The sequence below is a fragment of the Elioraea sp. Yellowstone genome, assembly GCF_006704265.1.
Taxonomy (GTDB): domain Bacteria; phylum Pseudomonadota; class Alphaproteobacteria; order Acetobacterales; family Acetobacteraceae; genus Elioraea.
The window spans coordinates 1-24,180 of the sequence record NZ_VIKA01000045.1 but is presented as its reverse complement, the minus strand read 5'-3'; the positions used below and the strand labels follow the sequence as shown (position 1 = coordinate 24,180).

20 protein-coding genes and 1 tRNA gene are annotated in these 24,180 nt (G+C 70.4%); 5 read left to right on the top strand and 16 right to left on the bottom strand.

Going from position 1 to position 24,180, the window contains the following annotated elements; translation table 11 throughout:
• The 8 genes from FK498_RS08705 to FK498_RS08670 form a co-directional block, all read right to left on the bottom strand.
• Positions 1-590, bottom strand: a 590-nt coding sequence (locus FK498_RS08705; protein ID WP_141853613.1) for a hypothetical protein, incomplete at its 3' end; no start/stop codon positions are given.
• A gap of 3 nt (positions 591-593) precedes the next feature.
• A complete protein-coding gene (locus tag FK498_RS08700) occupies positions 594-1,496 on the bottom strand; it encodes an ATP-binding protein (protein WP_229678131.1) in 903 nt (300 codons plus the stop codon).
• Entirely contained in the window at positions 1,493-1,795 is a 303-nt protein-coding gene (locus FK498_RS08695) for a hypothetical protein (protein ID WP_141853611.1), read from the bottom strand. The genes FK498_RS08700 and FK498_RS08695 overlap by 4 nt, the downstream gene beginning before the upstream one ends.
• A 147-nt stretch (positions 1,796-1,942) precedes the next feature.
• On the bottom strand, positions 1,943-2,155 hold the full coding sequence (locus FK498_RS08690) for an AlpA family transcriptional regulator (RefSeq protein WP_141853609.1): 213 nt from the start codon (positions 2,153-2,155) through the stop codon (positions 1,943-1,945).
• A gap of 92 nt (positions 2,156-2,247) precedes the next feature.
• Positions 2,248-3,183: a hypothetical protein gene (locus FK498_RS08685; RefSeq protein WP_141853607.1), complete on the bottom strand. Its 936-nt coding sequence runs from the start codon at positions 3,181-3,183 to the stop codon at positions 2,248-2,250.
• Complete coding sequence (locus FK498_RS08680; protein ID WP_237560889.1) at positions 3,176-4,192, bottom strand: hypothetical protein; 1,017 nt, start codon at positions 4,190-4,192, stop codon at positions 3,176-3,178. The genes FK498_RS08685 and FK498_RS08680 overlap by 8 nt, the downstream gene beginning before the upstream one ends.
• 270 nt (positions 4,193-4,462) lie before the next feature.
• A complete protein-coding gene (locus FK498_RS08675) occupies positions 4,463-5,170 on the bottom strand; it encodes an ImmA/IrrE family metallo-endopeptidase (RefSeq protein ID WP_237560888.1) in 708 nt (235 codons plus the stop codon).
• A 23-nt stretch (positions 5,171-5,193) separates the two neighbouring features.
• Positions 5,194-5,520 carry a helix-turn-helix domain-containing protein gene (locus FK498_RS08670; RefSeq protein ID WP_141853601.1) on the bottom strand — a complete coding sequence of 109 codons (327 nt, stop codon included), beginning with the start codon at positions 5,518-5,520 and terminating at the stop codon, positions 5,194-5,196.
• A 478-nt stretch (positions 5,521-5,998) separates the two neighbouring features.
• Between FK498_RS08670 and FK498_RS08660 the strand changes: the two genes are divergently transcribed.
• The 5 genes from FK498_RS08660 to FK498_RS08640 are packed head-to-tail and all read left to right on the top strand — an operon-like array spanning position 5,999 to position 14,231.
• Complete coding sequence (locus FK498_RS08660) at positions 5,999-6,514, top strand: DUF2924 domain-containing protein (protein ID WP_141853597.1); 516 nt, start codon at positions 5,999-6,001, stop codon at positions 6,512-6,514.
• The gene (locus FK498_RS08655; RefSeq protein WP_141853595.1) at positions 6,511-7,860 is read left to right on the top strand and encodes a recombinase family protein; all 1,350 of its coding nucleotides are present in this window, start codon (positions 6,511-6,513) and stop codon (positions 7,858-7,860) included. Before FK498_RS08660 ends, FK498_RS08655 begins: the two co-directional genes overlap by 4 nt.
• Positions 7,857-8,318 carry a hypothetical protein gene (locus tag FK498_RS08650; protein ID WP_229678133.1) on the top strand — a complete coding sequence of 154 codons (462 nt, stop codon included), beginning with the start codon at positions 7,857-7,859 and terminating at the stop codon, positions 8,316-8,318. Before FK498_RS08655 ends, FK498_RS08650 begins: the two co-directional genes overlap by 4 nt.
• 46 nt (positions 8,319-8,364) lie before the next feature.
• Entirely contained in the window at positions 8,365-11,421 is a 3,057-nt protein-coding gene (locus tag FK498_RS08645; RefSeq protein WP_161988358.1) for a BPTD_3080 family restriction endonuclease, read from the top strand.
• A gap of 17 nt (positions 11,422-11,438) precedes the next feature.
• Complete coding sequence (locus tag FK498_RS08640) at positions 11,439-14,231, top strand: site-specific DNA-methyltransferase (protein ID WP_141853591.1); 2,793 nt, start codon at positions 11,439-11,441, stop codon at positions 14,229-14,231.
• 182 nt (positions 14,232-14,413) lie between these two features.
• On the opposite strand, the gene FK498_RS08635 is transcribed toward FK498_RS08640, so the two are convergent.
• From FK498_RS08635 to FK498_RS08600, 8 genes are all read right to left on the bottom strand, one after another.
• Positions 14,414-16,879 carry a S8 family peptidase gene (locus tag FK498_RS08635; RefSeq protein ID WP_141853589.1) on the bottom strand — a complete coding sequence of 822 codons (2,466 nt, stop codon included), beginning with the start codon at positions 16,877-16,879 and terminating at the stop codon, positions 14,414-14,416.
• Between the two features lie 15 nt (positions 16,880-16,894).
• Positions 16,895-17,878: an AAA family ATPase gene (locus FK498_RS08630; RefSeq protein ID WP_141853587.1), complete on the bottom strand. Its 984-nt coding sequence runs from the start codon at positions 17,876-17,878 to the stop codon at positions 16,895-16,897.
• 395 nt (positions 17,879-18,273) lie between these two features.
• Positions 18,274-18,349, bottom strand: a tRNA-Glu gene (locus tag FK498_RS08625).
• 44 nt (positions 18,350-18,393) lie between these two features.
• Positions 18,394-20,157: a single-stranded-DNA-specific exonuclease RecJ gene (gene recJ / locus FK498_RS08620; RefSeq protein ID WP_141853585.1), complete on the bottom strand. Its 1,764-nt coding sequence runs from the start codon at positions 20,155-20,157 to the stop codon at positions 18,394-18,396.
• The gene (gene glpX, locus FK498_RS08615) at positions 20,142-21,101 is read right to left on the bottom strand and encodes a class II fructose-bisphosphatase (RefSeq protein WP_141853615.1); all 960 of its coding nucleotides are present in this window, start codon (positions 21,099-21,101) and stop codon (positions 20,142-20,144) included. Before glpX ends, recJ begins: the two co-directional genes overlap by 16 nt.
• Before the next feature lie 90 nt (positions 21,102-21,191).
• A complete protein-coding gene (locus tag FK498_RS08610; RefSeq protein WP_141853582.1) occupies positions 21,192-22,487 on the bottom strand; it encodes a homoserine dehydrogenase in 1,296 nt (431 codons plus the stop codon).
• Positions 22,484-23,710 carry an LL-diaminopimelate aminotransferase gene (locus tag FK498_RS08605; protein WP_141853580.1) on the bottom strand — a complete coding sequence of 409 codons (1,227 nt, stop codon included), beginning with the start codon at positions 23,708-23,710 and terminating at the stop codon, positions 22,484-22,486. Before FK498_RS08605 ends, FK498_RS08610 begins: the two co-directional genes overlap by 4 nt.
• Positions 23,711-23,770: 60 nt before the next feature.
• Complete coding sequence (locus FK498_RS08600; RefSeq protein WP_141853578.1) at positions 23,771-24,082, bottom strand: OmpA family protein; 312 nt, start codon at positions 24,080-24,082, stop codon at positions 23,771-23,773.
• Between the last annotated feature and the right edge of the window lie 98 nt (positions 24,083-24,180).

The following is a 24,180-nucleotide window of genomic DNA, read 5'->3' as shown; positions in this document are numbered from 1 at the left end:
GCCCAGGGCGGCGCAGCGCCGCCGGTGCCCTGGGTCACGGGGCCGGGCGGCGTCGGCTGCGCCGCGACCGGCGCCCCGCCCATGAGCCGGGCGTAGTCCGCGTGCTCGGGCCCGATCGCCGCGGCGACGACGTTGCGTCCCTCGTCGCGCGGGTCCGCCTTGTCCTTCTCGACCCCGATGCGGGCGAGGAACTCCATCCCGTTCAGGTCGCCGTAGCCGCGGATGGTGCGCGCGGCGCGGGCGCGGTCGGAGGTGTCCTTCGACGCGACGCCGCGCGCGCTCTCCAGGATGCCGCGGATCAGGGCGCGGCCGCGGTTGCCGTAGGGATCGTCGCTGCCCTGCGCGCCCTTCCCGCGGAGGCCGATGCGCGTGTAGACGCGGCGCCGCGCGTGCGGGCCCTCCAGGATCACCGCCTCGGTGTTGAGGTACTGCGCGTCGCTGGTGCGGCTCTGGGTCACCCAGCCCTCCGGGCCGACGCCGCCGGGCCGGATGGTGAGGCGGACCCTCACCAGCGTGCCGGACGGGATCAGCTCGAAGGCGTTCTGCTGCGCCTCGGCGCCGTTGAAGTCGTGCGTGAAGCTGTCGGACACCGCTCAGCTCTCCTGCGTCGTCGTGTCGGTGGTGGGGGCCGCGGGCAGGGCGACCTGGAACAGCGCCGTCGGAGGCGCCGCGGCCGGCCTGCGGATCTTCTCCATCAGCCGGCCGAGATGCGGCTCCTCGATCGTCGCGAGGCGGCCGCTGCGGTCCTTCGCCGGATAGCCGAAGGGGTTCAGCGTCGTGCAGACGAAGGCGCGGTAGGGCTCGCCCTTCTCGGTGCGCAGCTCGGCGAGCGTGATGAGCTCGTCGACCACGCCGGGCAGCTCGAGGCCGGTTTTGGTGCCCTCGACCTGCAGCGCGAAGAACGGCCGGTTGAAGTCGTCGAGCTTCTTGTCGAGGATCCCGACCAGCCAGACGTTCTTGTCCGGCACGTGCTGCAAGTGCGTGACCCAGGCGATCATCTCCTGGCCGAGCAGGCCGTAGGCGCCGCGCAGGTCGGGCTTGCCGCTGCGGTCCGAGACCGCCTGCGGCTGGCCCTTGCACCACTGCAGGCAGAGGCGCGACGCGACGGTGATCGAGTCCACGAAGATCGTCTGGTACTTCGCGAGCTGCGCGGGGCTGCCGAAGGCCTCGCAGACCCGGGCGTAGTGACCGGCGCCGTAGGGCTGGTCGTCCCGCATCGCCGGGTTCGGGCCGCCGATCCAGCAGGCGAGGTCGCGGGCGAGATCCCAGTCCCGCACGCGGACCTCGTCGCCGGGCCAGCCGGCGACCGCGAGCTCGCCTGCCTCGAGATTCACGAAGAGCGTCGCCGCGGGGTCGAGCGACCAGAGCTGGCTGGTCTTGCCGATGCCGGAGGCGCCGGCGAGGACGCCCTTGATGCCGCGCCGCTCCGCCATGCGCTCGTCGGCGCCGATGATGCGCAGCCGGCCCGGCTGTGTCTGGGTGAAGGGGGCGCTCACTTGCGGCGCTCCGCGAAGCGGACGGCGGCCTCCACGGCGAGGTCCGCGCCGCGCGCGCCGGCACGCCGGGCGCGGTCGTGCAGCTGCTTGAGGGCGGTGACGCGGCGGTAGATCGTATCCGCCTCGTCGCCGAGCGCCTGGATGGCGAAGGCGACGTCATCCACCGTCGCATCGGTGACCGCCTTGCTGACCGGCTGGCCGTACTCGCCGAGCTCGCCGGTGCGGAAGCTGTCCGGCAGCTCGGCCAGCGCGTAGGAGGACTCGCGGAGCCGCTGCAGCGGCGTGGTGGTCTTGAACATGGAAGCGTGACTCCTTCGTCGTCGCGCTCCTGTTCCGTCGATCTAGGCGCTGCCGGGCCCCGACGCGGCGGAGCTGACCGTCCTGGTGTTTCCGCCTCGCGGCGGTGTTGCATTCCCAGGAAGACCCGGCAGGAAAGCCGGGTGCGGTCAGGCGGCGGGACGATGCTCCCTGGTGCTGCCGCTGATGGTGCGGACCTGCGCCGCCTCGAATGCCTCGATGTCCTCGATGCGATAGGCGACGCGGCCGCCGATCTTCAGGAAGCGCGGGCCCTGGCCGAGCCAGCGCCAGCGCTCCAGCGTGCGCGGGCTGATGTTCCAGCGGCGGGCCAGATCGGCCTGGTGCAGGTGCCTGACGGACATGGCGACTTCCCTCGAACGACTGCGGGGAAGGTCGGTCCGAGGCAGGGAGAAGAACGAGCCGGCGACCGGGAGAAGAACCGGGAGAAAACCGGCTACAGCTCGAAGCCCCAGAGGTGGTTGACGGCGTTGATGTGGGGCCTGAGCAGCGCCCACCTCTTTCCGCCGAACAGGCGGGCGAGGCTGCCGTGGTCGGTCAGCTCGCCGATCGGCAGCCGCTCCCCGCGATGGAAGGCCTCCACGAGCTTGCGGATGGCGGCGATCTGCGCGTCCGACTTGAAGGCGATCGGCGGGTGGCCGTGGATGCGGAGCTGCCGGCCGTCGGGGGACAGGACGAGAGGGCGGCCGTCCTCATCGGCGGGCGCGCCGCGGAGTCGGGCGTCGAGGATGTCGGGGCTGACGGCGAGGCGCTCCGGGGCGTCGAGGACGTCGCGCAGCGCCACCACGACGGCCCCTGGAATGGTGACGTCGGTCAGGCGGGCAGGCCGCGTGCTGGTGAGGACCACGCGCAGCCGGTTGTGCGGTCGTGCGCGCGCCGCGTCGGCCACCTGCCGCCGCACGGCGGGATCGCCGAGGCGCCGCGCGAACCAGAGCGGCACGCGCGCGGGGCGCCGGCCGAGGCGCACATCGCCGAGCTCCCACAGCAATCCATCGACGAGGGGAAAGGCTGGCCGGCTGCTCGGGCGGTCCAGCTTCTCGGCCACCGCATTGAGCACCGCGTCGATATCGACGCGGTGCCGCACCAACCGCTCCCGAGGCACAGCCACCGGCCCCACCGCGGGACTGAAATAGGCGACCCCCCCAGCCGCTTCGGACCAGATGAGCGAAACCGGCGTGTCCTCGTGATCGGCCAGGGACGCGCTGACCGCTTCATGGTCATGCGGCACGAGCAGGCCGGCCGCCTTCAGCAGCGCCGCGGCTCGGGGGCCTAGCTCTGCCGCAGCGCCGGACAACAGCGGCTCCCGAAGCTCAAGGATCTCAAGGAGCAGATCCACCGCCTCGGCATCGAGCGGCGGCTGGCCCTCAGACATCGCGCAGCAGCCGCCAGCGCCGGAGGTACTTCTCCCCGATGATGCGCTCGCGCTCGGTGCGGTCCTTGAGATCGCAGCCCTTCGGCATGGTGATGGTGACCGGCAGGGTGCGGCCGCCACGGGTCCCGGGCGCCGCGCGGAACTTGATGGTGAGGCGAACCGCGGTGATCGCATAGCCTTCGATGCCCTGCTCCTGGTCCTTGAGACGGTCCGCGGCCAGCTGCCAGATCGTGTTCTCGGCGCCGCGCATGCATTCGAGGGTGATGCGCTCGCCCTGCGTCCCGTAGGGCATCAGCTTCATCAGGGTGATGCGCACCGATTCGATGCCGTCCTCCGGGTCGGTCGGGAAGTCGAAGGGCTGCCGGAGGCGATCGAGGCTGAATTGACGGATGGGCAGCCGCTCCCCCTGGAAGGCCGTGCCCAGGAGATGCTCGGCGAACAGCCGGACGAGGTCCTCGCGGGTCTCCCGGGCCGCGGCGACCACCTCGATCGCCCCCGTCGTCGGCTCATAGGTCAAGGCCGCCTCGACCACCGGCTTGTGGGGGCGGCGCGAGAGCCTGCCGTCCACGAATTCGAGAACGTCGCCCGCGCGTCCCTCCCGGTAGACGGCGGCCTGGACCAGCGCCGCGTCAGGGCCTTCGAGCATCGGGCGGGAGCGATCGCAGATCTCGACCTCGACGTTCGCGCTGCCGAAGCGATCCGCGATGGCCTGCCGGAACGCTTCGACGGCGGCGCCGCCGCGCGCGACGGTGAGATGCGGCTGACCGGCGAAGCCGTCCCACATGCGGCCGAAGCGCTTCTCGTCGGCGAAGCGGACCTCCTCGGCGTGGCGGAAGGTGTTCTGGTCGTGCAGGAACACCCACAGGGCCCGCGCATGACCGTTCTCCATCCCATCGAGCAGCTCGTGGTGGGGGCACACCGAATAGATCGCCGCCTGGCCCGGCTCGTCGGCCATGGCGCCCACCCGCTCGGCGTCGTTCATCACCCGCAGCCGATCGGCCTCGTCCATGGCGTCCACCGCGCGGAGGAGCGGCGCCGCGATCGCGCCGGCCGGGCCGTCCCAGGGGATCTCCGCCGGCAGGGGGGCGGCGAGGGTGCTGAAGTAGCTGCGCAGCGACGTCGGCGGGGTGCTGCGGATGAAGCTCGCCAAGGTGAGCATGCTCGGACTCCGATGGGCGAATCGCGCCGGGTCATCCGGCGATCCGCTCATTGCCGTATCAAAGGGACGGCAGCGAAATCAACCGCAATTCTACGCGGAGTGGCGTAGCGGCGCCGGCGCTCAGCCGAACAGCGTCGGCGCCCGGCGCTCCGTGGTCAGGAAGTCCAGCTTGAGGAGGCGGACCCGCGCCGCGTCCGGGGAGACCCGGAAGGCCTCGACCACCCGACCGACCATCTCCGCCGCGAGCGGCGACTCGGCGTGCACGGCGGCGTGGATGCCGCGGGGGACGCAGAGCTCCGCCACCAGGCGGCCGAGGACGGAGCGCGGCATCAGGATGGCGCCGCTGACGTAGCCCGCCTGCCACTCCATCCAGTCCACCTCGCGGGCCTCCAGGATGGAGTCCCGCTTGCAGATCGCCTTCGCCTCCGGGTCGGCGCGGTCGAACAGGCCACCGCGGGAGAACCGCTCGGCCCAGAGGGCGCGATGGAACTGGGCGTGGCCGAGCTCGTGCGCCAGCGTCGTCCGCAGCCGGTTCTCGCGCCTCGGGTCCGAGGACAGGCGCTCGGACACCGCCACCGCCGGCAGCTCGTCCGGGAAGAACTCGGTCATGCCCTCGACGTCCTCGCCGTGGGCGGACAGGTCGGCGTAGAGGTCGAGGCTGGAGGTGTACCGCTCCACCAGCACCGTGAGGTCATCGGTCGAGATCGGGTACCGCGCCTCGCCGTACCGGCCGCGGAGGAAGGTGCCGACGATCGCCTCGCACTCCCGGTCGAGCTCCTCCCGGCTGAAGTGGGGGCGCCGGCCGAATCGGCCGGATCTGTCGGGCACCCAAGCCACCATGCGCCACCCCCTCAGTTCGACACGCTCTTCCGGAAGTTCCGAAACGCCGCGGCGACCTTATCAGGATCGCGCGCCTTCAGCCGCACCTCGTCGGGGATCTTGCCGGCCAGCACGAAGAGGTAGTTCTCGTCGACGCCCAGGGCCCTCGCGAACTGGCGGATCAGGTGGTCAGAGCTCGGGCTGCGCCGGTCGTGCTCGATGTCGTTCAGGTACTGGGGCGAGATCGGTCCGGAGCCGTCGTCCTTCAGCACGGACGCCGCCAGGTCCTTCTGGCTGATGCCCTTCTCCTTGCGGGCCGCCACGATGGCCTTGCCCAGCGTCGTCGCCCGCGATGTCATCGCGCGTCCATCCCGCGGCTTCCCATCCTACGGTGCTTCGCGGATTGACGTATCTTGGCTGGCGGCTCCGGGGTCAAGCAGGGATTCGGAACCCGCCGGGAGGCGATGGCCGCGACTCGGGCTGCCGGCCCGGGAGCGGGGCGGGCGGCGGGTGCGAGGGAGGCTGCGCACGGCTGCCTTCTTCTTCGCTGTGGTTCGCTAAGCGATTGTTTTGGCTGTCCAAATTGGCCGGTCGGGGTGATCTTGGGCGCGAACCGATGATCCCGAGCCCCTCACCCCACTCCGCCGCCCTGCAGCACCTCCCGCCGCACCTCCGCGAGGTCTGCGCCCTCCTGGCCGCCGGCCTGCTGCGGCTGCGCAGCCGCGCCGCCGAGGAACTGGCGCGCGACGCCGCCGAGGCCCGGGACCGGGGAGAGGTTCGCCTACACTCCGCGCCCTGGCAGCGCCGTCATGCCAACCCGACTCGTCGGAGACAGGCATGACGAAGCGCTCGAATTATAATGTGCAGGCCGCCGCGGCGCCGACCGCGGTGGTCGCCAGCATTCCGCCCGCCAGCGTGCTGCCCCGCCTGGCGGCCCTGAAGACCGCCGACATCGCCGACCTGAAGCGGCAATGGCGCGAGCTCTGCGGCACCGAACCGCCGCCCTACAACAGGAAGTTCCTGGAGAGCCGGCTCGCCTACCGCATCCAGGAGCTGGCCTATGGCGGCTTGAAGCCGGAGACGGTGGCCCGGCTGGAGGCGCTGGGCGAGCAGCTGGACGGCGGCAACGTGGTGCTGCGCCGCATCCGCGCCGGCGAGGACCGGCCGGTCGCCGGCACCCGGCTGGTGCGCGAATACCAGGGCGTCCAGCACACCGTCACCGTGCTGCAGGACGGCTTCGAGTATGAGGGCCGGCCGTACCGTTCCCTCTCGGCCATCGCCCGCGCCATCACCGGCACGCGCTGGAACGGCTGGAGCTTCTTCGGCCTGAAGAACCAGCGGGGGCAGGCATGAGGCGCAAGGCCACCGCCGCGGCCGAGGCCGTCCTGCCGGCCGCGGCGAGGAAGCTCCGCTGCGCCGTCTACACCCGGAAGTCGACCGAGGAGGGGCTGGAGAAGGAGTTCAACAGCCTCGACGCCCAGCGCGACGCCTGCGAGGCCTTCATCGCCAGCCAACGCGCCGAGGGCTGGGTGCTGGTGCCGGACCACTACGACGACGGCGGCATCTCCGGCGGCACCCTGGAGCGGCCCGCCCTCCAGCGCCTGCTGCGCGACATCGAGGCCGACCGGGTGGACGTCGTGGTGGTCTACAAGATCGACCGCCTCAGCCGCTCGCTGATGCACTTCGCCAAGCTGGTCGAGGTATTCGACGCCAACGACGTCACCTTCGTCTCGGTAACGCAGAGCTTCAACACCACGACCAGCATGGGCCGGCTGACGCTGAACATCCTGCTCAGCTTCGCCCAGTTCGAGCGCGAGGTGATCGGCGAGCGGGTGCGCGACAAGATCGCCGCCTCAAAGGCGCGCGGCATGTGGATGGGCGGCTCGGTCCCGCTCGGCTACGAGGTCCGCGACCGCAAGCTTGCGGTGAATGAGGAAGAGGCCGCGCGGGCGCGACGGGCGTTCGAACTCTTCGCCGAAACCGGCTCCGGCGTGGAGACGGTGCGGCGGCTGCGGGCGGAGGGCGTGCTGACCAAGACCGGCCGGCCCTTCGACAAGGGGGCGCTCTACCGGCTGCTGAACAACCGCACCTACCTCGGCGAGGTGGCGCACAAGGGGAAGGTCTACCCGGGCGAGCACCGGCCCATCGTACCCCGGGAGCTGTGGGACCGGGTTCATGCCATCCTGCGGGAGAGCCCACGGGTCCGCGCCAACCGGAACCGCCGGCAGACCCCGGCCCTGCTGCGCGGCCTGATCTTCGGCCCGGACGGGCGCGCCATGTCGCCCACCCACACGCGGCGGCGGGGGCGGCTCTACCGCTACTACATCAGCCAGGCGGTGCTGAAGGGGGAAGCGGAGGACTGCCCGGTCCGGCGCCTGCCGGCGGCCGAGATCGAGGCGGCGGTGGTGGATCAGGTCCGGGCGCTGCTGCGCCAGCCCGAGGTGGTGGTCGGCACCTGGCGGGCGGCGCGGGCCGAGGCGCCGGACCTGACCGAGGCCGAGACGCTGGCCGCCCTGGAGCGGCTCGACCCGCTCTGGGACGAGCTATTCCCGGCCGAGCAGACCCGCATCGTCCGGCTGCTGGTCGAGCGCGTCGAGATCAGCCCCGCCGGTGCCGATATCCGGCTGCGGCTGGAGGGGCTGGCCAGCTTGGCGCGCGACCTCGGCGGCATCGGGACCGAGACCCGGAGGGCGGCGTGACGACGGCCACCAGCATCACGGTCCGCGTCCCGCTGGCGATCCGCCGCCGCGGCGGGCGGAAGCTGGTGGTCACGCCGGACGGCAGCAGCCCCGGCGCTGCGGCGGCGCGCACGCGGGCCGACCCGGCCCTCGTCAAGGCGCTGGCCCGGGCGCACCGGTGGAAGCGGCTGTTGGAGGAGGGGCGCTACGTCTCGCTCGGCGAGATGGCCGCCGCCGAACGAATCGACCGCGGCTATCTCGGCCGACTCCTCCAACTGACGCTCCTCGCACCGGACCTCATTGAGGCGATCCTGGATGGGCGGCAGCCTCCTGATCTCAGCCTGCCGACCCTGATGGCACCCTTCTCCGCCGTCTGGGCCGAGCAGCGACTCGGCCTTCCGGGCGGCGCGGGAGGACAGAAGAGGAACAGCCGCAGATCTTCGGCGCATGGGAACCAGGCTGGGGATCCGGCGCGATGACCGCCTCCCCCCTGTTCGGGGGCGCAGAGCGTGGCATTATCGTAATGTGCCCACGACAGTCATCGACAACCCCATCCTCAACAGCCCCTTCGCCGAGCCGACCCGCCATTGGGTGCTCGACGAGAATGGCATCCCCACCGGCTTCCCGGCGGAAGGCCGGCGCCGGAGCGAGTTCGTCGTCCCGGTCCCCCCGCCCAAGCACAAGCTGAAGGCGCAGGGCAGCCTCGACCTCGAGGACAACTTCGGCCAGCGCAAGCCGAACGATTACATCAACGAGGTGCGGTCGAAGGTCGCCGCCTGGCGCTCCCTCGGCGAGGCCGGCCTCCGCTCCACCGTCACCCCGGTCACCGCCCGCCTTCTGCAGCACTGGCGCGACCCCACGCGGCAGCGGCGCCTCTTCTTCTGCCAGGTCGAGGCGGTCGAGACCGCGATCTGGCTCACCGAGGTCGCCCCGAAGCAGGAGCTCGACCGGCTGCGCGCGCTCAGCGCCGAGGCCAATCCCGACCTCCTGCGCATCGCCTTCAAGCTGGCGACCGGCGCCGGCAAGACGACCGTGATGGCGATGCTGATCGCTTGGCAGACCCTGAATGCCGCCCGCGCCCGCAACTCCACCCGCTTCACCGACGCCTTCCTGATCGTGGCGCCCGGCATCACCGTGCGCGACCGGCTGCGCGTGCTGCTGCCTTCCGATCCGAACAACACCTACACGCTGCACGACATCGTGCCGCGCGAGATGCGCGACGACCTCCAGCGGGCCCGGATCGTCATCACCAACTACCACGCCTTCCAGCGGCGGGAGACGATGGAAGCGCCGAAGCTGGCCAAGGCCATCCTCGGCGGCCGGGAAGGGCCGGTGGAGACGCTGGAGACCGAGGGCCAGATGGTCCAGCGCGTCTGCGGCGCGCTGCTCGGGCGCCGGCGCATCATCGTGCTGAACGACGAGGCCCACCACTGCTACCGCGAGAAGGTCGGGGCGGAGGATGGCCCCGGCGCGCCGAAGCTGGACGCCGAGGGCAAGGCCGAGGCGAAGAAGAACAACGCCGCCGCGCGCCTCTGGATCAGCGGCATCGAGGCGCTGCAGCGCGTGGTGAAGCACCCGGTCACGGTCTACGACCTCTCGGCCACTCCCTTCTTCCTGCGCGGCTCCGGCTACCCGGAGGGGATGCTCTTCCCCTGGGTGGTCTCCGACTTCTCCCTGATCGACGCCATCGAGTGCGGCATCGTGAAGGTGCCGCGCGTGCCGGTGCAGGACCTGGCCGGCGCCGACGAGCCGATCTACCGCCACGTCTACAAGCACGTCCGCGACCGGCTGCCCAAGGCCGGGCGCGGCAAGCAGGCCAAGGCGCTGGACCCCGAGGATCTGCCGAGCCAGCTCGTCGGCGCCCTGCAGGCCCTCTACGGCCATTACGCCAAGGTCTTCGCCAACTGGCAGGCGAAGGGCGGACCGACGCCCCCGGTCTTCATCGTGGTCTGCAACAACACCGCGACCTCGAAGCTCGTCTTCGATTGGATCGCCGGCTACGAGAAGACCGAGAAGGCGCCGGACGGCACCGAGCGCACGGTTCTGGTCCCCGGCAAGCTGCCGCTCCTCTCCAATGTCGAGGACGGCGGCCCGGGCCAGCGCCGCATGGCCGCCCGCGCCCGGACCATCCTGATCGACAGCGAGGAGCTGGAGAGCGGCGAGGCCCTCTCGGAGAGCTTCCGCAAGCTGGCGGCGCCGGAGATCGAGGCCTTCAAGCGCGAGCTGCGCGCCCGCGGCCGCCACGCGGAAGCGGAATCCCTCAGCGACAGCGACCTGCTGCGCGAGGTGATGAACACCGTCGGCCAGCAGGGCCGCCTCGGCGAGCAGATCCGCTGCGTCGTCTCCGTCTCCATGCTGACCGAGGGCTGGGACGCGCGGACCGTCACCCATGTGCTCGGCGTGCGCGCCTTCGGCACCCAGCTCCTGTGCGAGCAGGTGATCGGCCGGGCCCTGCGCCGCGTCTCCTACGACCCGGTCGGTCAGGACGAGCAGGGCAACGGGATGTTCGAGGCCGAGTACGCGGACGTCCTCGGCATCCCCTTCTCCTTCGTTCCCGCCAACTCGGCGGCCGACTACAAGCCGCCCAAGCCCACCACCCGCGTGCACGCCGTGCTGCCGGAGCGCGAGGCGCTGGAGATCACCTTCCCCCGCGTCCTCGGCTACCGCGTCGTGCTGCCGCCTGGCCGGCTGCGGGCGACTTTCACGCCGGAGAGCCGGTTGCAGATCACGCCGGACATGGCGCCGCCGGACGCCATCAACGCCCCCTTCGTGGGCGAGAACATCAAGCTGAGCCTGGAGGAGCTGGCGGAGACGCGCCCCGCCACCGTTGCCTTCCACCTGGCCGGCTACACGCTGGAACGCTGGTTCAAGGACCAGGAGGGCAACCGCAAGCCCTGGCTTTTCCCCTCGCTGCTGGCCATCACCCGGCGCTGGATAGAGGAGTGCCTGACCTGCGTGGGCGGCACCTTCCCCGCCTATCTGCTGTGGCGCGACGTGGGCGACAAGGCGGCCGAGCGCATCTACCGCGCCTGCGTGGAGCACGAGGAGGGCGCCGGCACGCTGCGCCCCATCATGGACCCCTACAACGAGACGGGGAGCAGCCGGCACGTCGCCTTCACCACGACCAAGACCAACTTCTGGCAGACCGACCCGGCCAAGTGCCAGGTGAACCTGGTGGTCTGCGACGGCGACTGGGAGGCGGCCTGCGCCCAGGCGCTGGAGTCCATGCCCGAGGTGCTGCGCTACGTGAAGAACGACCGGCTGGGCTTCGAGGTGCCCTATGAGCATGGCGGGGCGGAGCACCTCTACCGCCCCGACTTCATCGCCGTGCTGGACGACGGCGCCGGCCCCGACGACCCGCTGCACCTGGTGCTGGAGGTGAAGGGCGAGCGCGATGCGCAGGACGACGCCAAGCACGACACCATGGCCCGGCTCTGGGTGCCGGCGGTGAACGGCACCGGCCGCTACGGCCGCTGGGACTTCCTGCGGCTCGACGGCCCCTATGACGTCGCGGAGGCCATCCGCCGCCACCTCGCTGGCAAGCCGCACCAAGCGGCGCCCCTTGCCCTGACCGCCGCCTGACCCGGGACCATCACGCCATGCCGCCTGCGAAGAAGACTACCGGGAACGGTGCCTCCGCCGCGACGACCGAGGTGGAGACGCTGCGCCACCCCGCCGACGTCACCCGCCGCAACATCCCCACCGCCGAGACCTCCTCCCTGATGGCGGAGGAGGAGGCGCGGGCGCGGCTGATGCTCTACCCGCGCAACCCGGACCTCGACCCGCAGCTCGTCTGGCGCGGGAAGGACGCGCAGGACGCCGAGGCGCTCGCGGTACCCACGGTACCGATCTACATCCAGGAAAAGGTGCTGCCGGAGGCGTTGATCCGCGACCTGCAGCGGCAGAGCCGAAAGGGCACGGCGCCGCAGGCAGACCTGTTCGGCGGCTTCGACCGGATCGAGGATCCGGAGACGCGCTTGGAGTTCTACGCCCATGCGGAGAACTGGTCGAACCGGATGATTCTGGGCGACAGCCTGCTGGTGATGAACAGCCTGGCGGAGAAGGAAGGCCTCCGCGGGCAGGTGCAGATGATCTACCTGGACCCGCCCTATGGCATCCGCTTCGCCAGCAACTGGCAGCCGAGCACCAAAGAGCCAAAAGCTGAGGACCGATCCGAGAAGGGACTGAGCCGCGAGCCGGAGCAGATCAAGGCGTTCCGTGACACGTGGAAGGATGGTATTCACAGCTATCTCGCCTATTTACGCGACCGCCTGATAGTCGCACGCGAGCTTCTAACGGACAGCGGAAGCATTTTTATCCAGATTGGCATTGAGAATAGTCCGCTGATCAGATTGCTCTTGGCAGAGGTATTTGGATACGAGAATCACATTTGCGATATTCTGATTCAGAAGACTGGAAGCCAAACAGGCGAGTTCATCCAAGCAAACTCTGATGTCATCGTTTGGTATGCCCGAAATCGGACTGCGGCAGCCTCGAAGTTTCGCAAGCTTTTCTTGCCCCGCGACGGCAAGCCAGAGATTGCGGGCAAGGGCCTCAACTCAATCGACCGTGATGACTGGTCTGCATATCCCCTTACTTCCGATGGCTTCCGAGAGACCACGACCGTCGATTTCGAGTTTGAGGGCCAAGTGTTCCACCCTGGCGCAAACCGGCATTGGGGAGTGACGACACCAGAGCTAGCTCGCGCTGCTCGTGCAGGTCGTATCGTGCGGCAGGATCGCATGATCCGCATGAAGTTTTTCTGGGACGACTATCCCGTTAGGCTTCTCGGACATGTTTGGAATGACGTTGGCGGTGCTCGCGACAAGGTCTACGTGGTTCAGACAGCCGAACAGGTGGTTCAACGCTGTATTCTGATGACCACAGACCCCGGTGATCTCGTCCTCGACCCGACCTGCGGCTCCGGCACCACCGCTTTCGTCGCTGAGCAATTCGGGCGTCGCTGGATCACCATCGACACCTCGCGCGTTGCTCTGGCCCTCGCCCGCACGCGCCTTATGGCTGCGCGCCACCCGGCCTATCTGCTGCGCGATAGTAGGGAGGGCGCGGCGAAGGAGGCCGAGATCACCGGCCGTCCGCCCGAGGAAGGGCCGTTCCACGGCGACATCCGCCAGGGCTTCGTGCTGGAGCGGGTGCCGCACGTCACGCTGAAGTCCATCGCCAGCAACGCCGAAATCGACGTCATCCACGAGAAGTGGCAGCCGAAGCTCGACGCCGCCCGCGCCGCGCTGAACGCTGTCCTCGGCACAGCCCATGAGGAATGGCAGGTGCCCCGCAGTCTGCCGGAGGATGCCCCGGCCCCGGCACGGGAGGCGCATGCCGCCTTCTGGCAGGCACGGCGCGAGCGGCAGGCGGAGATGGACGCCTCCATCGCCCGCAACGCCGAGGTCGAATTCCTGCACGACCGCCCCTATCCGAAGAAGGGCGCCGTCCGCGTCACCGGCCCCTTCACGGTGGAGAGCCTCTCCCCTCACCGCGTGCTCCCCGCCGACGAGGAGGACGAGGCGGTGGTGGAGGCGCTGGCCGCCGAGGCCGGCGAGGCTCCGCCGCCCCGCCGCCGGCTGCGGCCCAACTCCGAAGCCACCGCCAGCACCGGCGACGACTTCGTCACCGCCGTGCTGGACAACCTGGCCAAGGCCGGTGTGCAGAACACCAAGAAGAACGAGCGCCTGACCTTCGCCACCATCCGCCCCTGGCCCGGCAAGGGCCACGTCGCCGCCGAGGCCACCTACGAGGAAGCCGGCCAGCAGCGCCGCGCCGCCATTGTCATCGGCCCCGAATACGGCACGGTCGGCCAGGAGCTGGTGCGGGAGGCGGCGCGGGAGTGCCGCGACTGGGCCGATGCCCTGGTGGTCTGCGGCTTCGCCTTCGACCCGCAGGTGGGCGAGACCACCATGAATCTCGGCCGCCTGACGGTGCTGAAGGCGCGCATGAGCCAGGAGCTGCACGCGGCGGACGCCTACAAGGCCGGCGGCGGCAACCTGTTCGTGGTGTTCGGTGAGCCGGACATCGCCCTCGACCGCACCAAGGACGGCGCCTGCATCGTGCGCCTGCGCGGCGTGGATATCTTCGACCCGACCACGGGCGAGGTCCGCTCCTCCGGCAAGGTGGAGGAGGACGTCGCCTGCTGGTTCGTGGACACCGACTACGACGGCGACAGCTTCTTCGTCCGCCAGGCCTACTTCCTCGGCGGCAAGGACCCCTTCGAGAAGCTGAAGACCGCGCTCAAGGCCGAGGTGGACGAGGCCGCCTGGTCCACCCTCTACGCCAAGGAGAGCCGCCCCTTCCCGGCGCCAAAGTCAGGGCGCATCGCCGTGAAGGTGATCAACCACTACGGCGACGAGGCGATGCGGGTGTTCAAGGTGGGATGAAAGCGCCCGTCCAGCACCCGGATCCGCTCCGGCGCTCGGTACGGGTCCTCGCCATGGTCGGGGATCTGCACAAGCGCGGTTACCAGCGCGTGCGCGTGATGCCCTACATGGCGCCGAGCGGCTGCCATTGGCGCTGCGAGATCGTGCCTGCTGCCACTTTCACTGCGGCCGCGGCCAGAGAGCTACGATGATATCGGGACTGCCACTGCGATTTGGTTGGCTATGGCGGTGTAGATATCGGTTTCGGCAGCCGGAGCGCGGATCGAGATCAGGAGCGAGTAGCGGACCGAGCGGTCCCAGCGCTGCAACCCCGGCTTTTCCTTCCACCAGCCGCTAATCGGGAACACGCCAATCGCGTCACGCTCGGCGAGCGCAGCGGCACTACCTCGCCAAATATCAGAATGGATGGATCCACGATCGCGGATCGTGCCCAGGAGCCAACCATCGCCTCCACCGGATCCGCGTGCCTCCCCAGACTCTTCGGCGAGGGCAGCCTTGTTGATCCTCTGCCGGAATGCGGAGAGGCTCTCGAGTGACCGCTTCACCGCGAAGCGAAGGCTATGGGATGCGTAGCGGTGCCGGCGTGTCCAACCGCGCTCGCCGGGATTCGGTTCGATAAAATAGGAGAGTGTCACCCGCAGCTCGACATCCTGCTCGCCAAGCGCGAGGAGCTCCTCGCGGGGCCAGGGCAGCTGATGGAGGTGCATGTCGCGCGTCTTGATGGTCGACCCATCCTTGCGGAATGGCAGGAGGGCATCCTCCACCATCAACGTGGCGTCGTTCGAGGCACTGAGTAGCGCACGGCCGAGGTCCGGTACGCCCCATCCATAGCGCCGCAGCATGGCGAGCTTCTGCTGCTGTGAGCCGGCGGCCTCGAATCGTGCGCGCATCGCCGGGGTCCATTCCGCCGAATGGACGACGAGGCCGCGCACGGTCTCGGGCCAGAGCTCCGGCCGTGCCGTCATGATGCCGGCTGCAAGATGGGCCCCGAGGGCGGAGGCCGCGCTCGTGTCGCCAAACTCCTGGAACAGGCGCCTGTTTGGTCGGTAGTGGGTGGTCAGGAGCTGCAGGTCGTCGATCGCCACCGCGGGGTTGACGCCATCGTGGGCGCAGTTCCCGCCCTCGAACACGACGTCCGGCCGGATCGGCCACTGGCGGTCCCAGATGCCGGAGGTGCGGCTCGACGGCGACAGGTCGCCAGCCGGCGCCAAGGCCTCCCAGCCGGCGTAGTCCTGCTGCGTGATCGTGATCTTGTCCGTGTAGGCGCCAACGACGAGCGGATTCCATGCCTGTGCCGGATTCTCCGCCTCCTCGAGGTCATTGCGGTCTGGATACTCACCCGCGTTGATGTCGCCGCGCAGGTTGCCTGCCGCGAGCACCATCAGACGCCGTCGGTCGCCCCCGCCATAGCAGAGCTGGTCGACCGCCGCCGACCAGGAGGACGGCCGCCCGCGCCCCAAGCCGACCTCGCTCGTGACGGCCATGCAGAAGACCCGCCGCCGGCGAGGCGCCTTGGCCTCGGCCTTGCCAATGCTCAGGGCGGTGATCGCGCCGTACAGGTCTGGGTCGTTCTGACCGGCAGGCGGCAGGATCTTGACCGTCTCCAGCCCGTGGCCGAGCTCGACAGCCCCGCCATTGGCGAGCGCAGCCTCCAGGTCGCCATAGAGGGCGACCCCTGCCATTGCCGTGCCGTGCCCGTTCCAGTATGCGCTGTCGCCGACGCCCCAGGCGTCGTCATAGGCATGCTGGTCCACAGGATCGAGGCCCGGCGCGATCAGCGGGTGCGCCTGCGTGGCACCGCTGTCGAGCAGGCACACAACGGGCGCGAGCACAGATGGGGGTATCACGCGCCCGGCCAGGTCACGCGCCCAGTCCGCCTGCTCCACCGGGTGCATCTCCTGGAACAGCGTCGGCGTGTCCTTTGCGATACGCAGCTCGGCGACGGCATCCGAGTTCTCGATCAGCCGCGCCATCGTGGCCTCGTCGGCCAGGGCGATGACCACGTCGCGCTCGGGAAAGCTGATGGCGTGTTCCTTCAGCGCCACGCTGAGCCGCGCTGCGACCCTCTGGAAGGTGGCGAGCCGCCCGTCCCGCAGCCAAACCTCCCACCAGGTTTGGCGTCCCCCGGCCGGGAACAACTCCATGCTGTCGGTGAAGAGCGAACGCACCGCGCCCAGGCGCACGTCCTCGATGCGGGCAATCAGGTTCTGGTTCTTGGGCCGCCCCTTCTTGGTGTCCTCGTCGCGGTAGGCCTCGATCTTCTTGACGAAGAAGTCGGCCGAGCGCTCGGGTACGAACACCGTCGCCGTGACCATCTCGTCGCCCTCGGCCGGCGGTCGAACGGCGACCAGCTCAATAGCCTTCGGCTTGTTCTCCAGGCCCTCGACCGCCGCGCGCTCGGCAACGGGTATATCGAATTCCAGGTAGAAGCCCGGCTCGCCCTCGGCGATGCTCGTCTCGCGCGCAGCTATGCGCCGACGCCCCTCGGCGAGGGCCGTCCCGATCGCCCGCTCGAGGCGCGCCGCGTGCGCGGCACGCGCGCGTGCCGGCGGCAGACCCTGCCTCACTGTCCGAGGAGAAGTGTATGTTTCGCTCTGGCCGCCGCCCTCGATGTGGAGGTGCGGGCGGTCGCGCGGGAGGTCAGTCATGGGCGTGGACGACACCTACAAGGCCGCAGCTTTCCTCTCGGCGAGGGCTGAGAGCAGTGCCGTTGTTGTTACCCCGTCGTGCTCGCCCAGAACAGCCGCCTTTGCCGCCTCATCGGCCGCACGGGCGAGTTCCGCCTGGGACAGCCCCGCCGCCGCCTCCAGCACGCTCGGCCAGTCTATGTTCACCGGCTCAAAGGCAGCCAAATGCGCATCGAGGATGCCCCGCGCGACCTCCGGTCCCGGCAGAGCATACGGGATGACGTCGTCGAAGCGCCGGAACAGGGCCTTGTCGAGCAGCTCAGGATGGTTCGTGGCTGCGACGATCAGGCTCGGCCCATCGTCGTCTTCCAGGAATTGGAGGAACGAGTTCAAGACGCGCCGAATCTCGCCGACGTCGTTCGGGCCGGCGCGCTGCGCCCCGAGCGCGTCAAACTCGTCGAAGAGGTAGACGCCTCGCTGGACGGCGATCGCGTCGAAAATGAGGCGCAGTCTCGCCGCCGTCTCGCCCATCATCTTGCCGATCAACCCATCGTAAAGGACGGTGAACAGCGGCAGCTTCAGCTCGCCCGCGAGAGCGGCGGCAGTCATGGTCTTCCCAGATCCCGGCGGTCCGACCAGGAGCAGCTTGCGGCGTGGTGCTAGGCCGTGCGCGCGCAGCCGTTCCTGCTGACGTTGTTCCCGGAGCACCCTGGTCAGCCGAGCCTCCAGGTCGGGGGTCAGTACCATGCTGGAGAGTCTAACGTCCGAGTAGCGAGCAGCGAGAAAGCCCGCGATCTCGCCCTTGGGCTGGGCGATTGGCACAGGGCCGGCACCCCGGCGAGCCACGGTCGCTCGCTTGCCCTTCGCGCTGTCGATCAACTCCCGCAGCTCCTGGGCGAGCTTACCGTGTCCCTGCCGCGCCTCGTGCGCAGCAAGCTGCGTTGCCACGGAGAGGAAGCGGTCCTCATCTCCGGCGATGTGGCTCTGCAGCAGGGCGACGATGTGGCGGGACGTGCTCATGGCGGCTTCCGGTGCAGTCTCCCTCCTAACGCGGGCGGAAGATTCTAGATGGTGTAGGGGACCTTGTATCGGCCTAAATCCAAATGGGCCACTGAGAGGTGCGTGGCCTGCCTGGGGTCGGCCATGAAAAGTTCGCCCCCTGGAGCTTATGGTGGGGCGCGTAAAGCGCGAACCACGTCGGCCAGGAGCCCCTTACAAGTCCTTGAATTTTCGCAGTTTATGAGCTTGTAGACTAAATCGGCCAAGTCCCGAGGTTCGGAGAGAACGCGCCGTCTAGAGAGGGAATTCCGGCCCGCTCCGCCCCCGGCGCTCCCAAGGTTCACGCGCCAACCCTGGCGCAACCTGTGGTTCCAGGCGCCGGCCACCCAACCGGAGAGCGAGTTTGTAGGAAGGAATGGCGTCCCGTACGGGATTCGAACCCGTGTTGCGGCCTTGAAAGGGCCGAGTCCTAGGCCTCTAGACGAACGGGACCTCGCGCGGGGTTAGCCCGAGCCGGTGCGGGATGCAAGCAAGCCTCACGCTGCCGCAGCGTCCAGCACCTGCAGCGACACCGCCTCGCCGCCGCGGAAATGGTCCTCGCGCAGCACGCCCGCAAGCAGGACCGGCCGGCCGAGCGCGGCCGTCAGTCCTTCGCCCAGGGGGGCGCCGACGGCACGGAAGGCGATCGCACCGAGCCGCGCGCCGCCCTCGCCCTCGAGCGCGAGCCTCAGATGCACCCCGGCCGCGCCCACCGCGCCGACATGGGCGAGCCGGCCGGACAGCGCGAAGACAGGCTCCGGATTGCCCGCCCCGAACGGGCCGAGCCGACCGACCGCGCGCGCGAGTGCTGCGGTCGCACCCTCGACCGTCACGTTGCCGTCGAGCAGCAGCGCCTCCGGCTCCTGTGCCGCATCCGCGCAGGCCGCGCACAGCGCCTCATGCAGGACGCCGATCCGATCGGCGGCGAGCGTCACGCCGGCGGCCATCGCGTGGCCGCCCGCCTTGCTCGCGATGCCGGCCGCCACCGCCGCGCGCACCGCATCGCCGAGATTCACGCCGGGCACGGAGCGTCCCGAGCCGGTCGCGACTCCCTCCGCCACGGCGAGCACGAAGGCCGGGCGGCCGAACCGTTCCCTCACCCGCCCGGCGACGATGCCGACCACGCCCGGATGCCAGTTCTCGCCCGCCACCAGGATGACGGGACGGCCCGCATGCACCTGGCGCTCAGCCTCGACAAGCGCAGCCTCGAGCACGCTCGCCTCGATGCGCTGGCGCTCGCGGTTCAGCGCGTCGAGACGCTGCGCCAGCGCCTCGGCCTCCGCCGCGTCGTCGGTCAGCAGCAGCCGCACGCCGAGATCCGCATCGGCGATCCGGCCGGCAGCGTTGAGCCTCGGCGCGAGCGCGAAGCCGAGCGTCTCGGCATCGGGCGCACGGCTGATGCCGGCGACGCGCAGCAGCGCCGCGATGCCGATGCGGGGGCGTGCCGCCATCGACGCCAGCCCCTGCGCGACGAAGGCGCGATTGACGCCGATCAGCGGCACCACGTCGGCGACGGTCGCGAGCGCAACGAGATCGACCAGCGCCAGGAGTGCGGCGGCATCGAGCGCGCGCGACCAGCCGGCCGCGCGCAGCAGGCGATTGGTCGCCACCGCGGCGAGGAAGGCGAGCCCCGCGGCGCAGAGATGCGCGTGCGCGCCGTCGCGGTCGAGCGTCGGGTTGACGTGCGCGACGGCGGCCTGCGGCGCGCGGTCGACGCGATGATGGTCGAGCACCAGCACGTCGGCACGCGACGCGATCTCCGCGATCGGCCCGGGAGCGGCCGAGCCGCAATCGACGCACAGGATCACGCGCGCACCCGCGTCGGCGAGGGCATGGAATGCCGCGCTGTTGGGGCCATAGCCGTCGCGCAGCCGGTCGGGCACCGCATGCATCGCCTGCCCGCCGACCGCTGCAAGGAAACGACGCAACAGCGCGGTCGCCGCCGTCCCGTCCACGTCGTAGTCGCCGAACACCGCGACCGTCTCGCCGCGCAGCACGGCCTCCGCGAGCCGCGCGGCGAACGCATCCATGCCGTCGAGCACCGAGGGATCGGGCAGCCAGTCGCGCAGCCGCGGCGCGAGATGCCGCTCAAGCTCCTCGGCCGCGATGCCGCGCAGCGCGACCAGTCGCGCGATGGGCTCGGGCAGCCCGTGCGCCTGGGCCAGCAGCGCGGCCTGGCGCGCATCGGCGGTGCGGACGATCCAGCGCCGGCCGCTGAACGACCGCACGACCGAGGCGAACGCGGTCAGACCGCCATCCACGACTTGCGGGTGAAGTTGTGGTGCGCCTCGATGTAGCGGACCGTGCCCGACTTCGAGCGCATCACCAGCGAATGCGTGATCGCACCCGAGCCGAAGCGCCGCACCCCGCGCAGCATGGCGCCGTTGGTGACGCCAGTGGCCGCGAACATCACGTCGCCCCTCGCCATCTCCTCGGTCGAGTACTTCCGGTTGAGATCCGTGATGCCCCACTTCGCCGCGCGCTTCCTCTCCTCGTCGTTGCGGAACAGCAGGCGCCCCTGGATCTGCCCGCCGATGCAGCGCAACGCCGCCGCCGCCAGCACGCCTTCGGGTGCCCCGCCCGAACCCATGTAGATGTCGATGCCGCTCTCGGGCTGGCTGGTCGCGATCACGCCCGAGACGTCGCCGTCGCTGATCAGCATGATCCGCGCACCGGCAGCGCGCACGGCCTTGATCAGTTCGGCATGGCGCGGCCGGTCGAGGATGCAGACGACGAGATCTGACACCTCCATCTTCTTCGCCCGCGCCACCGCCTTGAGGTTCGCCTCCGGAGTCTCGTCCAGATCGACGAGGTCGTCCGGCAGGCCGCCGCCGACGGCAATCTTGTCCATGTACACGTCCGGCGCATTCAGGAAGTTGCCGGCCTCGGCGAGCGCCACCACAGAGAGCGCGTTGTTGCCGCCCTTCGCCGTGATCGTCGTGCCCTCGAGCGGATCGAGCGCGATGTCGGCCTTCGGGCCGCCCGAGCCGACCTTCTCGCCGATGTAGAGCATCGGCGCCTCGTCGCGCTCGCCCTCGCCGATCACCACGGTGCCGTCGATCGCGACCGTGTCGAAGGCGTGGCGCATCGCATCCACCGCCGCCTGGTCGGCCGCCTTCTCGTCGCCTCGCCCCATCAGCCGCGAGGCAGCGAGCGCTGCCGCCTCGGTCACGCGCACCAGTTCGAGTGCGAGGTTGCGATCCATGCGCCGCGCATCCGGTGCCTCGCCACCGGCCGCGAACACCCGGGGCGCGCCTGCCTTCTTCGCCATGTCTCCTCCAATCCCTCTCGCGGGCTACAGCGTTTCGATCCGGATCATGGTCGGCGGCTCCACCACCGAGTCGAGCTTGGCGATCCGCGTCAGCGCGGCGGCGAGCGCCGCCTCCTCGCAGGGATGCGTGGTCAGCACGACCGGCACGGCTGCTCCCGGGGCGCGGCCCCGCTGGATCATGCTCTCCAGGCTGACCACGTGGTCGCGCAGCACGGCCGAGACATCGGCGATCACGCCGGGCCGGTCGACCACCATGAGGCGAAGATAGGCCGCGCCGACGCGGCGCGCGATCGGCACGGAAGGCTCGGCCGACAGGTGATGCGCGGCCATGCCGAAGGGCGGGGTATGGCGGCCGCGGGCGATGTCGATCAGGTCGGCGACCACCGCCGAGGCGGTGGGACCGGCGCCCGCCCCGCGGCCCTCCAGCATCACGCGCCCGACATGGTCGCCCTCGACCATCACCGCGTTGAACACGCCGTCGACATGCGCAAGCGGCGAGGCGGCGGGCACCATCACGGGATGGACGCGCGCGGAGATGCCGCCGTCGTGGCGTTCGGCGATGCCGACCAGGCGGATCACGAAGTCGAGCTCGCGCGCGAAGGCGATGTCGAGCGCGGAGACGTGCCGGATGCCCTCGACGTGCACGGAGGCGAAATCGACCGGCCGGCCGAAGGCGAGGGCGACCAGGATCGCGAGCTTGTGGGCGGCATCGATGCCATCGATGTCGAAGGCCGGATCGGCCTCGGCATAACCGTGCGCCTGCGCCTCGGCGAGCACCTCGGCGAAGGCGCGGCCGGTGTCGCGCATCGTCGTCAGGATGTAGTTGCAGGTGCCGTTCAGGATGCCGGCCACCCGCAGGATGCGGTTCGCCGCCAGCCCCTCGCGCAGCGCCTTGATCGCCGGAATGCCGCCGGCCACCGCCGCCTCGAAGGCGAGCGGCGTGCCGGCGTCCTCGGCGGCGGCGGCGAGCTCGGCGCCGTGCAGGGCGAGCATCGCCTTGTTCGCGGTGACGACCGGCTTGCGCGCGGCGAGCGCCGCCTCGACGGTGGCGCGGGCGATCCCGTCCGCACCGCCGATCACCTCGACCACGACATCGACGCCGGGATCACGTGCGAGCGCCACCGCATCGTCGTGCCATGCGAGCCCGTCGAGCGACACGCCGCGATTGCGCATCCGCTCGCGCGCGGAAACCGCCACCGGAACGATCTTCCGGCCGGCGCGGGCGGCGATCAGCTCGGCGTTCTCGCGCAAGAGCCGGAGCGTCCCCGCTCCCACCGTGCCCAGGCCGGCGAGCCCAACCCGCAACGGAGCATCGGTCATGCGGCGTCCTCGACCCCCGCGGCCAGAGCGGGCGCGTTCGAACCTTGCAGGAACTGCCGGATCGCGCGGCAGGCCTGGCGGATGCGGTGCGTGTTCTCGACCAGCGCGATGCGCACATGCCCGTCGCCGTGCTCGCCGAAGCCCACACCGGGGCTGACCGCGACCTTGGCGCGCTCCAGCAACAGTTTGGCGAACTCCAGGCTGCCGAGCGCGCGAAACCGCTCGGGAATCGGCGCCCAGGCGAACATCGAGGCCGCCGGCACCGGCACCTCCCAGCCTGCGGCGGCAAGCCCGCGGATCAGCACGTCGCGCCGGTCGCGATAGAGTGCCCGCACCTGGCCGACACAGTCCTGCGGCCCGTTGAGCGCCGCCACCGCCGCGACCTGGATCGGCGTGAAGGCGCCGTAGTCGAGATAGGACTTCACGCGTGCCAGCGCCGCGATCAGGCGTTCGTTGCCGGCCGCGAAGCCGATGCGCCAGCCGGCCATGGAGTAGGTTTTGGACATCGAGGTGAACTCGACCGCGATCGCCTTCGCGCCCGGCACGGCGAGAATCGAGGGCGGGGGGTCGCCCTCGAAGTAGATCTCGGCATAGGCGAGATCGGAGATCACGAAGACCTCGTGACGGCGCGCGAAGGCGACCACCTCCTTGTAGAAGTCGAGGCTCGCGGTGAGCGCGGTCGGGTTCGAGGGGAAGTTCACGATCAGCGCGGTCGGTTTCGGCACCGAATGGATCACCGCGCGGTCGAGCGCACGCAGCATCTCCTCGCCCGGCTCGTGCGGCACCGACCGCACCGCGGCACCGGCGATCACGAAGCCGAACTGGTGGATCGGATAGGAGGGATTCGGGACCAGGATCACGTCGCCCGGCGAGGTGATGGCGGAGGCGAGGTTGGCGAGCCCCTCCTTCGAGCCGAGCGTGACGCAGATCTCGGTCTCGGGATCGAGCGCGACGCCGAAGCGGCGCGCGTAGTAGCCGGCGACCGCGCGGCGGAGCCCCGGGATGCCCTTCGAGACCGAGTAGCGATGCGTGCGCGGATCCGCGACCGCCTCGGTCAGCTTCGCCACCACATGCGCCGGCGCCCCGGTGTCGGGGTTGCCCATGCCGAGATCGATCACGTCCTCGCCGCGCGCGCGCGCCTCGGCCTTCAGGCGATTGACCTCCGCGAAGACGTAGGGCGGCAGGCGGCGGATGCGGTGGAACTCGGCGGGAGCGGCTGGCATGCGGCGGATCCGGGACAGGTCGTGGGGCCGCCTAGGCGCATGTCCGGGCGGACTCGTCAATCACGGCGAATATACCAGCCGCATCTCGGCGCCGCGACCGGCCGGGCCGGGGCGCGGCTCGGCGGCAAGCTCGATCGCCTCGGCCGGCGTGCCCGCCACCCGCAGCGCCTGGGCCACGGCCTGCGCACGCGCGAGTGCCAGCGCGAGATCCCCGCCCTCGGTGTCGCGGTAGCCGGTGACGCGCACCACCGCCGTCCCCCGCCCGGCGGCGAAGCGCGCCACCACCGCGCGCATCTCGGCGGGCAGGGCGGCCGAGCCCGGCGGGAAGGCAAGCGCGGCCCCCTGCCCCGCCGGCAGGCTGGCCGGTCGCACCGCGCGCGGCGGCGGACGCGATGCTCTCGACGCAGATCCAGGCGGCGTGGTGCGACGTCACCGGCGTCAGCTACGCCCGCCACGAGAAGCCCGGAAGG

What these genes read in the sequence shown, in the direction of transcription:
- FK498_RS08695 (WP_141853611.1), bottom strand. Translation starts at nt 1,795, where the DNA reads ATGTTCAAGACCACCACGCCGCTGCAGCGGCTCCGCGAGTCCTCCTAC.
- FK498_RS08690 (WP_141853609.1), bottom strand. Translation starts at nt 2,155, where the DNA reads ATGTCCGTCAGGCACCTGCACCAGGCCGATCTGGCCCGCCGCTGGAAC.
- FK498_RS08685 (WP_141853607.1), bottom strand. Translation starts at nt 3,183, where the DNA reads ATGTCTGAGGGCCAGCCGCCGCTCGATGCCGAGGCGGTGGATCTGCTC.
- FK498_RS08680 (WP_237560889.1), bottom strand. Translation starts at nt 4,192, where the DNA reads ATGGACGAGGCCGATCGGCTGCGGGTGATGAACGACGCCGAGCGGGTG.
- FK498_RS08670 (WP_141853601.1), bottom strand. Translation starts at nt 5,520, where the DNA reads ATGACATCGCGGGCGACGACGCTGGGCAAGGCCATCGTGGCGGCCCGC.
- FK498_RS08660 (WP_141853597.1), top strand. Translation starts at nt 5,999, where the DNA reads ATGACGAAGCGCTCGAATTATAATGTGCAGGCCGCCGCGGCGCCGACC.
- FK498_RS08655 (WP_141853595.1), top strand. Translation starts at nt 6,511, where the DNA reads ATGAGGCGCAAGGCCACCGCCGCGGCCGAGGCCGTCCTGCCGGCCGCG.
- FK498_RS08640 (WP_141853591.1), top strand. Translation starts at nt 11,439, where the DNA reads ATGCCGCCTGCGAAGAAGACTACCGGGAACGGTGCCTCCGCCGCGACG.
- FK498_RS08635 (WP_141853589.1), bottom strand. Translation starts at nt 16,879, where the DNA reads ATGACTGACCTCCCGCGCGACCGCCCGCACCTCCACATCGAGGGCGGC.
- FK498_RS08630 (WP_141853587.1), bottom strand. Translation starts at nt 17,878, where the DNA reads ATGAGCACGTCCCGCCACATCGTCGCCCTGCTGCAGAGCCACATCGCC.
- glpX (WP_141853615.1), bottom strand. Translation starts at nt 21,101, where the DNA reads ATGGATCGCAACCTCGCACTCGAACTGGTGCGCGTGACCGAGGCGGCA.
- FK498_RS08610 (WP_141853582.1), bottom strand. Translation starts at nt 22,487, where the DNA reads ATGACCGATGCTCCGTTGCGGGTTGGGCTCGCCGGCCTGGGCACGGTG.
- FK498_RS08605 (WP_141853580.1), bottom strand. Translation starts at nt 23,710, where the DNA reads ATGCCAGCCGCTCCCGCCGAGTTCCACCGCATCCGCCGCCTGCCGCCC.